Below are 12,487 nucleotides of genomic sequence, written 5' to 3' on the forward strand. Positions count from 1 at the left end.
GGCCAGGCGGGTGGGCTGGAAACGGACCAGGGGGACGGAGACGGACAGGGCGGCGACGGCCATGCCGTCGCTGAACACCGGGGCGGCGATGCAGGCCCCGCCGAGCTGGGCCTCCTCGCGCTCGTAGGCCAGGCCCGCCGCCTGGATCTGGCCGATGGTCTCCTCAAGGCGCTGCGGGTCCACGATCGAGTGGGGGGTCAGGCGGCGCAGGGGACGGCCGAGGACCTCGTCGATCAGGTCGGGACCGGAGTAGGCCAGCAGGGCTTTGCCGATCCCGGTGCAGGTCAGGGGGAGCCGGCCGCCGACGCGGGAGGGCAGGGCGAAGGTCTCCTGGCCGCGGATCTTCTCGACGTAGACGACGTCCAGCCCGTCGCGCACGCCCAGGTGCACGGTCTCGTGGGTGGCCTCGTAGAGGTCGTGCATGAAAGGCAGCGCCGCATGTCTCAGGTCCCGTTCGAGGGGCACGATGCAACCGAGTTCGAAGAGGCGGCGGCCGAGGTAGTAGCCGTCCTCGCGGCGGGCTACCGCGCCGATCTCGGTGAGCTCGGTGAGCAGCCGGAAGGCGGTGGTCTTGGGCAGGTGGCAGCGTTCGGCGACGTCGGCCAGGCGGAGAGGGCCTCCCGTGGGGCGGAACGAGTCGAGCACGAGCCAGGACTTCTCCAGGACCGAGAGGCGGTCGGGGTTCCGTTTCACGGAACGCATTGTTGCCGATAAACCGCCTTCACCTCTATACCCGTATCTAGTGACCAAGAGGGGTCCTACCCTGAGGAGAAGTCTTGTCTGACCAGGTGACCCACTTCATCGGTGGGGTGCCGGTCGCCGAGGGCGCGACGTTCGCCACGTACGACCCGGTGACCGGCCAGCCGGTCCGCCGGGTCCACGAGGCGGACCGTGCCATCGTCGACCGGGCGGTCGCCGCCGCCCGCGCGGCCCTGCCGGGATGGGCGGCGCTGCCGGTGGCGGAACGGGCCGCCTGGATGCGCCGTCTCGCCGACGCGATCGAGGAGCGGTTCGAGGAGCTGGTGGCCGCGGAGATCGCCGACACCGGCAAGTCGATCACGCAGACCCGCACGCTGGACATCCCGCGGGGCGCGGCCAACTTCCGGTCCTTCGCCGAGATCGCGGCCCAGCGCCCGGAGAGCGCGTTCCACCTGCGGGACGTGCTGAGCTACACCGTGCGCAGGCCGCTGGGCGTGGTCGCGGTGATCGTGCCGTGGAACCTGCCGTTCCTGCTGGCGACCTGGAAGATCGGCCCCTCGCTCGTGGCGGGCAACACCATCGTGGTCAAGCCCTCCGAGCACACGCCGGGCTCGGTCGCGGTGCTGGCGGAGATCGCCGCCTCGGTCGGGCTGCCGCCCGGCGTCCTCAACGTCGTGCACGGGTTCGGCGGCGGCTCCACCGGCCAGTTCCTGGTGGAGCACCCGGGCGTGGACGCGGTGACCTTCACCGGCGAGAGCCGTACCGGATCGACGATCATGAAAAGCGTGGCGGACCGGGTCAAGCCGGTCTCGTTCGAGCTGGGCGGCAAGAACGCCGGGCTGGTCTTCGCCGACGCCGACCTGGACGCGGCCGTCGAGGGGAGCGTGCGCTCGGTCTTCACCAACGGCGGCCAGGTCTGCCTGTGCACCGAGCGGCTCTACGTGGAGCGGCCCGTCTTCGAGGAGTTCACCACGAGGCTGGCCGAGCGGGCGGGGCGGTTGAAGTTCGGGCGCCCCGCCGACGAGGACACCACAATGATGCCGATGATCTCGGCCGAGCACCGGGACAAGGTGCTCTCCTACTACGAGCTGGCCAAGGACGAGGGAGCCGAGATCCGGGCGGGAGGCGGCGTGCCGCGCTTCGGCGACGACCGCGACGGCGGCTACTACGTCGAGCCGACCGTGCTGACCGGGCTCCCGCGCGACTCCCGGGTGAACCGGGAGGAGATCTTCGGCCCGGTCTGCCACATCACGCCGTTCGACACCGAGGCCGAGGCCGTCGAGCTGGCCAACGACAGCGAGTACGGCCTGGCGGCGACGGTCTGGACCTCCAGCCTGAACCGGGCCCACCGGGTGGCCCAGTCGTTGGAGGCCGGACTGGTCTGGGTCAACACCTGGTACCTGAGGGACCTGCGCACCCCGTTCGGCGGGGTGAAGCTGTCGGGCATCGGCCGCGAGGGCGGCACGCACTCGCTGGACTTCTACTCCGAACCCACCACGATCACGATCAAGCTGGAGCCGGGACATGACTGAGTGGAGCGAGGCCACCGACGTGCTCGTCGAGGCGGCCGACCGGTTACTGGAGGCGGCGCGGAGCGGCAGGCCCTGCCCGCCGGTGCGGGAGACGCTGCCGGGCCGGACCGCCGAGACCGGCTACGCCGTACAGGAGATCAACACCAGGCGGGCGCTGCACGACGGGCGGCGGCTGGTCGGGCGGAAGATCGGCCTGACCTCCCAGGCGGTCCAGCGCCAGCTCGGCGTGGACCAGCCGGACTTCGGCATGCTGTTCGCGGACATGGCCTTCCTCGACGGCCTGCCCATCCCGACCGGCCGTTTCCTGCAGCCCAGGGCCGAGGCCGAGATCGCGCTGGTCCTCAAGGGCGACCTGGTGGGCGGACCCTTCACGGTGGCCGAGGTCATCCGGGCGGTCGACTTCGCGCTGCCCGCGATCGAGATCGTGGACAGCCGGATCGCGGGGTGGGACATCACGCTCGTGGACACCATCGCCGACAACGCCTCCAGCGGCGCCTTCGTCCTGGGCAACACGCCCGTCCCGCTCACCGGGCTGGACCTGCGCCTGGCCGGGATGACCATGAACCGGCGCGGTCAGGAGGTGTCCACCGGCGCGGGCGCGGCCTGTATGGGGCATCCGCTCAACGCCGCCGTCTGGCTGGCCAACGCGCTGGGCGGCAGGGACTTCCCGCTGCGCGCCGGGGACATCGTGCTCACCGGCGCGCTCGGCCCGGTGGTGGCCGTCGAGCCCGGCGACGTGTTCGAGGTCGTCATCGACGGCCTCGGCTCGGTGCGGGCGGTCTTCTCGTGACCCACGACGAGCCAGGCCGGGGCGCGCGGCGGATCAAGATCGCGATCATCGGCTCCGGGAACATCGGCACCGACCTGATGTTCAAGGCACTGCTGTCCAAGCGGGTCGAGGTCGTCGCCATGGCGGGGATCGACCCCGACTCCGACGGCCTCGCCCGCGCCCGCCGGCGCGGGGTGGCGACCACCCACGAGGGGGTCGAGGGCCTGGTCGGGCTGCCCGGGTTCGCCGACGTGGACGTCGTCCTCGACGCGACCTCGGCGAAGGCGCACCTCCACAACGACCGGGTGCTCAGCGAGCACAGCAAGCGGGTCATCGACCTGACCCCCGCCGCCGTCGGGCCCTACGTGGTGCCTCCGGTCAACCTGGACGCCCATCTCTCCGAGCGGAACCTCAACATGGTCACCTGCGGCGGGCAGGCGACGATCCCGATCGTGGCGGCGGTGGCCTCGCAGGTCCCCGTCCGGTACGCCGAGATCGTCGCCTCGATCGCCTCCAGGTCGGCCGGCCCCGGCACCCGCGCCAACATCGACGAGTTCACCGAGACGACCTCCCGGGCGATCGAGGAGGTCGGCGGGGCCGCCAGGGGAAAGGCGATCATCGTCCTCAACCCGGCCGAGCCGCCGCTGATCATGCGCGACACGGTCTACTGCCTGGTCGGCGACTGCGACGAGGCCGCCGTGGCGGGAGCCGTACGGGCCATGGTGGAGAAGGTCCGCGACTACGTGCCCGGCTACCGGCTCAAGCAGGACGTGCAGTTCGAGAGGATCCCGGAGGGCGAGCCGCTGCCCGACGGCGGGCGGGGCGGCGGGACCAAGGTGAGCGTCTTCCTGGAGGTGGAGGGCGCGGCCCACTACCTGCCCGCCTACGCGGGGAATTTGGACATCATGACGTCGGCGGCGCTGCGCACCGCCGAGCGGCTGGCCGAACTGCCGGGCCGTACCGGACAGGCTGTGGACACGGGGGTGAGCGCGTGAGGCTCTACGTCCAGGACGTGACGTTGCGGGACGGCATGCACGCCATCCGGCACCGCTACACCACGGCCCAGGCCGCCGGGATCGCCGCCGCGCTGGACGCCGCCGGTGTGGCGGCCATCGAGATCGCCCACGGCGACGGTCTCGCGGGGGGCAGCTTCAACTACGGCGCGGGCGCGCACACCGACGACGAGTGGATCGAGGCGGTCGCGGGAGCCGTACGGCGGGCGCGGCTGACGACGCTGCTGCTGCCCGGCATCGGCACCATCCACGACCTCAGACGCGCCCACGCGCTCGGCGTGACCTCGGTCCGGGTCGCCACCCACTGCACCGAGGCCGACATCTCCGCCCAGCACATCGCCACCGCGCGCGAGCTCGGCATGGACGTCGCCGGCTTCCTGATGATGTCCCACATGGCGCCGGCCGACGAGCTGGCGCGGCAGGCCAAGCTCATGGAGTCGTACGGCGCGCAGTGCGTCTACGTGACCGACTCCGGCGGCCGGCTGACCATGGACGGGGTCCGGGAGCGGGTCCGCGCCTACCGCTCGGTGCTCGACGAGGGCACCGAGATCGGCATCCACGCCCACCACAACCTGGGGCTGGGCGTGGCGAACTCGGTCGTGGCCGTGGAGAACGGCACCTACCGGGTGGACGCCTCCCTCGCCGGGATGGGCGCGGGCGCGGGCAACTGCCCGATCGAGGTGTTCGTCGCGGTGGCCGACCTGATGGGCTGGGAGCACGGCTGCGACCTGCACGCCCTGATGGACGCGGCCGACGACCTGGTCAGGCCGCTGCAGGACCGGCCGGTCCGGGTGGACCGGGAGACGCTGACGCTGGGCTACGCCGGGGTCTACTCCAGCTTCCTGCGGCACGCCGAGGCGGCGTCGGCGCGCTACGGGGTCGACACCCGGACCATCCTGACCGAGGCGGGCCGCCGCCGGATGGTCGGCGGCCAGGAGGACATGATCGTGGACATCGCACTGGACCTGGCACGCGCGGAGGGAACCCCATGAGGACGGCATTCCGCTCCGGCCACGGGGGAGGCCCCGCGCCCGGCGTTCCCGGCACCGCGTCCGGCGTTCCGGGCACCGTCCGGGAGGAGGGAACCCCGTGACCGACATCCACAAGCTCGCCGCCGTACTGGACGAGGCCGCCCGCACCGCCCGCGCGGTGCCGCAGCCCGAGCAGGGCTACGACGTGGCCGCCGCCTACCGGGTCCAGGAGGAGCTGCTCCGGCTCCGGCTGGAGCGGGGCGACCGGCTGTCGGGGGTGAAGCTGGGCTTCACCAGCGAGGGCAAGCGCCGCCAGATGGGCGTGCATGATGTGATCTTCGGCCGTGTTCCGGAGTCGTCGGCCATCCTTGACGGCTCATACGCCGATATATCGGGCTACATCCATCCCCGTGTCGAGCCGGAGGTCGTCTACCTGATCGGCCGCCGCATCGCCACGGTCGCCGACGCCTTCGCGCCCGGCGCCGTCGCCGCGGTCGCCCCCGGCATCGAGGTCATCGACTCGCGCTACGAGAACTTCCGGTTCTCCCTGCCGGACGTGATCGCCGACAACACCTCGGCCGCCGGATACGCGGTCGGCCCGTGGCAGCCCTACGATTCCGCCCGATGGAACCTCGGCGTCGTCTTCGAGATCGACGGCTGCCCTGTCCAGACCGGGTCCACCGGCGCGATCCTGGGAGACCCGCGCCGGGCCGTCGCGGAGGCCGCGCGCCTCGCCGGGGCGTACGGGGTGGTCATGGAGCCCGGGTGGATCCTGCTCGCCGGCGCCGCCACGCCCGCCGAGCCGCTGGCCCCCGGAGCCCACGTCAGGGTGGAGATCCAGCACCTGGGGTCGGTCTCCTTCACCGCGTCCGGGGGGCAGTCGTGACCGACGGGCTCGTCATCAAGGGGAAGGCCACCCCGCGCGGAAGGTTCCCGCACGTCAAGCGGGCCGGAGACTTCCTCTACGTGTCCGGCACCAGCTCCCGCAGGCCGGACAACACGATCGCCGGAGCCGCGGCCGACGAGTTCGGCACGGTCACGCTCGACATCGCCGAGCAGACCCGGGCCGTGATAGAGAACATCGGCGACATCCTCAAGGCGGCCGGGGCCGACCTGAGCGATCTCGTCCAGATCACCGCCTACCTGGTGAACATGAACGACTTCGGCGGCTACAACGCGGTCTACGCGGAGTACTTCGACGAGGCCGGTCCGACCCGCACCACCGTGGCCGTCCACCAACTGCCCCACCCCCACCTGCTCATCGAGATTCAGGCCGTGGCCCACCGACCGGAGGAGCGACAGTGATCCCCCCCATCGACTTCAACAAGTGGATCGACGAGCACGCCCACCTGCTCAAGCCGCCGGTCGGCAACAAGATCATCTTTGAGGGCGCCAACGACCTCATCGTGATGGTCGTCGGCGGCCCGAACGCGCGGACCGACTTCCACGTCGACCCGTACGAGGAGCTCTTCTACCAGGTCCGCGGCAACATGCACATCAACGTCATGACGCCCGAGGGGCCGGACACCGTCCACGTCCGCGAGGGCCAGATGTGGCTGCTCCCGCCGAACATGCCGCACTCGCCGCAGCGTCCCGAGGAGGGGTCGGTCGGCTTCCTGGTGGAGCGGATCAGGCCGGAGGGCGTGCTGGAGAAGTTCCGCTGGTACTGCCAGGAGTGCAGCGCCGTGGTCCACGAGGTCGAGCTCCAGGTCCGCGACATCGTGGCCGACCTGCCGCCGATCTTCCAGTCCTTCTACGACGACGAGAAGGCCCGCACCTGCGACGACTGCGGTGCGCTCCACCCGGGCAAGGGATAACCCTTGATCATTGATGTTCACACGCACCACGTCCCCAAGGGCTGGCCGGACCTCGGCTGGCCGGGGGCGCCCCGGCTCCGGGTGGAGTCCGAGCGGGAGGCCATGATCCTGCTCGGCGACCGGGAGTTCCGGCGGATCCAGGACGACTGCTGGAACCCCTCGGCCCGCCTGGAGCAGATGGACGCCGACGGGGTGGATGTCCAGGTCGTCTCGCCGACGCCGGTGTTCTTCTCCTACGAACGCCCGGCGGCGCAGGCCGCGGGGGCCGCCAGGGTCTTCAACGACCTGGCTCTGGAGATCTGCGCGTCCGAGCGGCTGGTGCCGTTCTGCCAGGTGCCGCTCCAGGACCCCGACCTGGCCTGTGCTGAGCTGGACCGCTGCCTGGCCGCCGGGCACGCGGGCGTCGAGATCGGCAACCACGTCGGGGACCGCGACCTCGACGACGAGGGGATCGTCCAGTTCCTCCAGCACTGCGCGTCGGTGGGCGCGCCCGTCTTCGTCCACCCGTGGGACATGCCGGACGGTCCCCGGCTGCGGCGCTGGATGGCCCAGTGGCTGGTCGGCATGCCCGCCGAGACGCACCTGTCGGTGCTCGCCCTGATCCTGGGCGGCGTCTTCGACCGGGTTCCGGACTCCCTGAGGATCTGCTTCGCGCACGGCGGCGGCTCGTTCGCCTTCTGGCTCGGCCGCTTCGAGAACGCCTGGCACCGCCGTAACGACCTCGTCGGGGTCTCGGAGTTCCCGCCCTCCGCCTACCTGGAGCGCTTCAGCGTGGACTCGGTCGTGTTCGACGAGCGGGCACTGCGGCTGCTGGTGGACACGATGGGGGAGGACCGCGTCATGCTCGGCTCCGACTTCCCCTACCCGCTGGGCGAGTCACCGGCGGGATCGCTGATCCGGGGGGCCGGGTTCCTCACCGACGGCGCCCGCGCCAAGCTGCTCGGCGGCAACGCCGCCCGGTTCCTCGGCCGGTGACCCCGTGCTGTCGCTGCACCGGGTGACGATGCGCTTCGGCACGGTCAAGGCCGTGGACGGGATGGACCTGGCGATCCGCCGGGGCGAGCGCCGCGGGCTGGTCGGACCGCCCGGGTCCGGCAAGTCCACGGTGATGCGGCTCATCGCCGGGGTGATCCGGCCGACCGGGGGCCGCGTCGAGTACGACGGGCACGACGTCACCGACCTGCCGGAGAGCCGCCGGCCCGGCATCGCCAGGACCTTCCAGCACGGCACCGCCGTGGCCGGGCTGACCTGCGTGGAGCACGTGGCGATGGCGCTGGGCGCGCAGGGCCGCGGCGGGCGGCCCGTCCCGCCCCCGCTGGACCGGCGGCACGCCCTGACGGTCGAGGTGCTCGACCTGCTCCGGGCCGCGGGTCTCGCCGAGGATGCCGGCGAGGCGACCGACCGGTTGCCGCCGGGAGCCCGCCGCCGGCTGGAGGTCGCCGTGGCGCTGGCCTCGCGGCCCCGGCTGCTGCTGCTGGACGAGCCGATGGCCGGGATGACCGCCGGGGAGCGCGTCCGTTTCGCGGATCTGCTCCGGGGGCTGCCCGCCGGGCTGACCGTGGTGCTGACCGGCTGCGACCGGGACGCCGTGGCGGCCGTGACCTCACACGTCACGATGCTCGAACGGCCCGAGCAGATCACGGTCCCCGCCTGGCGGGTCCGGCGCCGTCCGGCCCGCCATGTCGAGCGGAAGTTCCATGCCCCGGAACCGCCCGATGCTCTGACCTTCGCCGATGCTGGATGATAGGGAGGTTGGTAAGCACCTAACCGGGAGATGATTCGTGACCATCAGCCGCGCGGACTGCGTCGCCCTCGACGCGGGCGACCCCCTCAAGCACCTCAGGGACGAGTTCGTCCTGCCCGACGGGACGATCTATCTGGTCGGGAACTCGCTCGGCGCCATGCCCCGAGCGGCCGTGGCCGCCACGGCGCGGGTCGTGGAGGAGGAGTGGGGCCGGCAGCTGGTCGGCGGCTGGAACTCCGCCGGCTGGTTCGACCTGCCGCTGACCACCGGCGACCGCCTGGCCCCGCTGATCGGCGCGGGCCCCGGACAGGTCGTGGTGGGCGAGAGCACCTCGATCGCCATCGTCAAGGCGGTCTCGGCCGCCCTGGGCCTCCGCCCCGGCCGCCGGGTGATCATCTCTGACCTGGCCAACTTCCCGACCGACCGCTACATGGTCGAGGGCCTCGTCAAGGCGCTGGGCGGCTACGAGGTGCGCGACCTCGGGGTCCTCGACGAGGTGCTGGGCGACGACGTCGCCTGCGTGCTGATGTCGGAGGTGGACTACCGGACCGGAGAGCGCCACGACACCGCCGCGGTGACCGCGAAGGTCCAGGCGGCGGGCGCGTTGATGATCTGGGACCTGTGCCACAGCGCCGGCGCCTTCCAGGTCGACATGGCGGCGGCCGACTTCGCGGTCGGCTGCACCTACAAATACCTCAACGCCGGCCCGGGGGCTCCCGCGTTCGTCTACGTCAATCCGCGTCACCACGACAGGGCCGAGCACATGCTGACCGGCTGGCACGGCCACGCGGCGCCGTTCGCGTTCGAGCCGGGCTACCGCCCCGCCGAGGGCATCCGGCGCTTCGCCGTGAGCACCCCCCACGTGCTGTCCTACGCCCCGCTCAACGCGTCGCTGGACATCTGGGAACGGGTGGACCTGGGACAGGTCCGGGCCAAGAGTGTGGCCCTGACGTCGCTCTTCATCGACCTGGCCGAGGAGCTCCGCGAGCCGTACGGGGTCGAGCTGGTCACCCCCCGGGACCCGGAGCGCCGCGGCAGCCAGGTCAGCCTCCGCCATCCCGACGGCTACCCGGTCATGCGCGCGCTGATCGACCGCGGCGTCCACGGGGACTTCCGCGCCCCCGACATCCTGCGGTTCGGCTTCGCCCCGCTTTACATCCGTTTCGCCGACGTCTACGACGCGGTCGCCACGCTGACCGAGGTGCTGGAGAAGGAGCACTGGCGCGACGAGCGCTACCAGCGGCGCCTGGCCGTCACCTGAGCGCCGACGTTCCGTGAGATGGAACCCTTCCGGTTCCATCTCACGGAACGGGGCGTGGCCGGAGGGGGACGGAACCGAGAGCCTGAGGGTGTTCCTCCCTTTCCTGTGAAAGGTCGCGCCATGCGCCACTTCCTCCGGCATGCCCTGATCACCTCCGGCGTCGCGGGTCTCGTCCTCGCCTCCGGTACGGCGGTGCGGGCAGCGGCCCCCGACGATCCGAACATCCCCTCCGTCTGCGGTGACCGCCGCCCGGCGGACCCCCAGGCCGGCACGTACGGCATGCAGCTAGACGGCACCTTCCGGCACCCCTCCCTGACCCCGGCCGGCGAGGAGCGCTTCTCCTTCCCCGGCGGCGCCCAGGACCTGTTCGGGAAGACCAAGGGCTACGACCCGAAGTCCTACCTGGAGGGTCCGATCAAGCTGGAGGCCGCCTACCGGGGCGCCGAGTTCACCCCGGACTACTTCCACAGCTGGCAGAACATCGTCGACTTCGACGGCCGCCGCTACCTGTTCCAGTACGACCGGAGCGAGGGCCGCGTCTACGACGTGACCGACGTCAAGAAGGTCAAGATCGTCGAGTCGCTCAGCCGCAACGACATCAAGGCCGAGTACGGCGAGAACGTCGAGCTCAAGGACGGCAAGGACTGGAAGGCCCACGACTATTGGGGCGCCGCCACCATCCAGTGGAACGCCAAGCTCGGCGCCTACGTCATGGTCCAGAGCTTCGAGCAGAAGCGCCAGGTCGGCGAGCTGGGCGACTCGGTGGAGCACTCCAAGTTCCACAACGCCGAGGGCGTCAAGAAGCTCCGTGAGACCACGAGCTTCAAGGGCTTCAAGGTCTACCGGCTCAACGGCCCGCGCAAGAAGGACTGGAAGCTGCTGGCCACCGTCACCACCGACGGTTCGGCGGCCAACCCGCTGAACGCGCCGGTCGACGGGCCGCAGCAGGGCTCGGGCTCGCTGGACGTGCCGTACTGGACCGGTGGCAAGTACATGTTCGTCGCCGCCGCGCCGCTGGACACCTGGAGCAACACCGAGGTGCCCACCTACCTGTACTCGGCCGGTTACCAGGCCTACGACATGTCCGACCCGGCCAAGCCGAAGAAGATCGGTGAGTGGCACAGGAAGGGCCAGGTCGCCGACGAGTCCGCCGCCTACGCCAAGAACCCGCGCTGCGGCAACCAGACCTCCTGGATGGGCGCGCGCATGCCGCTGTCCGTCCCCAAGCCGGTCGAGGAGGGCGGCAAGTACGGCTTCGCGGCCCTGGGCGGCTACGGCCTGTCGGTGCTGGACATCTCCAACCCGGCCAGGATGACCGAGGTCGCCCACCTGGACCTGCCCATGTCGGTCGGCGGCACCGAGGCGGACAACGTGGACGTCTCCCAGTTCGAGAAGACCGGCATGATCTACGTCTCCGGCTACCCGCTGGGCGAGGACTGCCACGAGCCCTACAAGGACATCTTCCAGATCGACGTCCGCGACCCGGCCAAGCCCCGCATCGTCGGCGCCCTGCCCCGGCCCGAGCCCGCCGCGGCGGCCCCGTTCGGCGACTACTGCCAGCGCGGCGGCAGCTTCGGCCCCAAGCGCTCGGGCTACTACACCTCGCCCGGCGAGCCCAGGCAGGGCCTGCTGCCGTACGCGTTCTACAACGCGGGCGTGCAGTTCTTCGACACCCGCGACCCGAAGCACCCGAAGATCGTCGCGCAGTTCGTCCCGGCGGGCTTCGCCAAGGGCGTGCCCGACTACGCCCTGGGCAACCAGACCCACGGCACCTACGTCGAGTGGGACCGCAAGATCGCCTGGGTCTTCACCAACGACGGCATCTACGCGATCTCCTCGAAGAAGCTGCTCGGCACCCCCAACCTGGGCAAGCCGGCCAAGCCGTTCCGCACCAGCGTCCGGTGACGCCTCACCCGGCCGGGGCGCTCCCGCTCCCGGCCGGGTGACCGCAGTGACTCCCCGGAGCGTCGGATGCGCGCGCGCAAGGCGCTTCGCGTCATCCGGCGCTCAGGGAGTCACCCGTTCCACGCCGGCGACCTCCGCGGTCACGGCCGGCGCGCCCTACTTCTCGGACAGCTTGCGTCCCTTGTACATCGGGTGCCTGGTCTCCCAGTAACGCCAGCCCTCCACCCGCGCGGGGACGCTCGCGATCCCGGTGACGACCTTGTGCCTGCTGCAGTCGGAGAGCTCGCGCCACTGCGAGAAGCCGACCCGGTAGCCGAAGACGCGGTACCACATGTTGCCGTACATGCCGTCGCTGATCTCCTGCGTGTACTCGTGCCCGGCCTCGACGATGAGCTCCTCGGCGAGCAGGGGGTTCACGTTGTTGCGCAGCCGGCGGATCAGGTTTTTCGTGTCCACGGCGTCGGTGGTGTTCGTTTCGGCGGTGGTCGTGCCGGCGGCGTTCGGGGCGGTGGTGGTGGTGGTGGCCCTGCTCCTGCTCCTGGCCCTGTCCCTGTCGATCTCGGAGCCCTTCTCCCTTTCGATCTCGACCTCGAAGTAGACGCGGTGCTGCCGCCTGACCGTCGCCGTCATCGAGCCGCCGGGGCCGTCGATGAAGTGGGTGCGGGGGACGAAGAAGTTCCTGGGCTCGAAGTCGTGGAACCTGAAGAAGTTCCTGGGCGAGCACTTCCTGTCGGCCTCGTCCCTGATCGAGTGGTTAAAGGGGACCGGAGGGGGAC

Annotated in this window: 13 protein-coding genes; 11 read left to right on the plus strand and 2 right to left on the minus strand. The window is 71.1% G+C overall.

The features are described 5' to 3' along the window. On the minus strand, positions 1–702 hold a 702-nt coding region (locus CA984_RS37035; protein WP_086578057.1), incomplete at its 3' end, for an IclR family transcriptional regulator. 74 nt (positions 703–776) lie between these two features. Between CA984_RS37035 and CA984_RS37040 the strand changes: the two genes are divergently transcribed. The 11 genes from CA984_RS37040 (at position 777) to CA984_RS37090 (ending at position 11,711) form a co-directional block, all read left to right on the plus strand. Beyond that, positions 777–2,231, plus strand: coding sequence for a 2-hydroxymuconic semialdehyde dehydrogenase (locus CA984_RS37040; protein WP_086578058.1), 1,455 nt, complete (start codon positions 777–779; stop codon positions 2,229–2,231). Next, entirely contained in the window at positions 2,224–3,021 is a 798-nt protein-coding gene (locus CA984_RS37045; protein ID WP_086578059.1) for a 2-keto-4-pentenoate hydratase, read from the plus strand. Before CA984_RS37040 ends, CA984_RS37045 begins: the two co-directional genes overlap by 8 nt. Beyond that, positions 3,018–3,995 carry an acetaldehyde dehydrogenase (acetylating) gene (locus tag CA984_RS37050; RefSeq protein ID WP_086578060.1) on the plus strand — a complete coding sequence of 326 codons (978 nt, stop codon included), beginning with the start codon at positions 3,018–3,020 and terminating at the stop codon, positions 3,993–3,995. Before CA984_RS37045 ends, CA984_RS37050 begins: the two co-directional genes overlap by 4 nt. Then, the gene (dmpG, locus tag CA984_RS37055) at positions 3,992–5,005 is read left to right on the plus strand and encodes a 4-hydroxy-2-oxovalerate aldolase (protein ID WP_086578061.1); all 1,014 of its coding nucleotides are present in this window, start codon (positions 3,992–3,994) and stop codon (positions 5,003–5,005) included. Before CA984_RS37050 ends, dmpG begins: the two co-directional genes overlap by 4 nt. A gap of 97 nt (positions 5,006–5,102) precedes the next feature. After that, entirely contained in the window at positions 5,103–5,870 is a 768-nt protein-coding gene (locus tag CA984_RS37060; RefSeq protein ID WP_086578062.1) for a 2-keto-4-pentenoate hydratase, read from the plus strand. Beyond that, complete coding sequence (locus CA984_RS37065; RefSeq protein WP_086578063.1) at positions 5,867–6,289, plus strand: RidA family protein; 423 nt, start codon at positions 5,867–5,869, stop codon at positions 6,287–6,289. The genes CA984_RS37060 and CA984_RS37065 overlap by 4 nt, the downstream gene beginning before the upstream one ends. Next, positions 6,286–6,801, plus strand: a complete 516-nt coding sequence (locus tag CA984_RS37070) for a 3-hydroxyanthranilate 3,4-dioxygenase (RefSeq protein WP_086578064.1) — start codon at positions 6,286–6,288, stop codon at positions 6,799–6,801. Before CA984_RS37065 ends, CA984_RS37070 begins: the two co-directional genes overlap by 4 nt. A gap of 3 nt (positions 6,802–6,804) precedes the next feature. Further along, positions 6,805–7,776, plus strand: a complete 972-nt coding sequence (locus CA984_RS37075) for an amidohydrolase family protein (protein WP_086578065.1) — start codon at positions 6,805–6,807, stop codon at positions 7,774–7,776. Between the two features lie 4 nt (positions 7,777–7,780). Further along, positions 7,781–8,545, plus strand: a complete 765-nt coding sequence (locus CA984_RS37080) for an ABC transporter ATP-binding protein (RefSeq protein WP_086578066.1) — start codon at positions 7,781–7,783, stop codon at positions 8,543–8,545. 37 nt (positions 8,546–8,582) lie between these two features. After that, positions 8,583–9,806 carry a kynureninase gene (gene kynU, locus CA984_RS37085; protein ID WP_086578067.1) on the plus strand — a complete coding sequence of 408 codons (1,224 nt, stop codon included), beginning with the start codon at positions 8,583–8,585 and terminating at the stop codon, positions 9,804–9,806. A 120-nt stretch (positions 9,807–9,926) separates the two neighbouring features. Continuing rightward, positions 9,927–11,711 (plus strand): LVIVD repeat-containing protein, encoded by a 1,785-nt coding sequence (locus CA984_RS37090; protein WP_086578068.1) that lies wholly within the window; start codon positions 9,927–9,929, stop codon positions 11,709–11,711. A gap of 156 nt (positions 11,712–11,867) precedes the next feature. Here CA984_RS37090 and CA984_RS46675 read toward each other — a convergent pair. Then, positions 11,868–12,487, minus strand: a 620-nt coding sequence (locus CA984_RS46675; protein ID WP_086578069.1) for a hypothetical protein, incomplete at its 5' end; no start/stop codon positions are given.

Source organism: Streptosporangium minutum, from assembly GCF_002149035.1.
GTDB classification, from domain to species: domain Bacteria; phylum Actinomycetota; class Actinomycetes; order Streptosporangiales; family Streptosporangiaceae; genus Streptosporangium; species Streptosporangium minutum.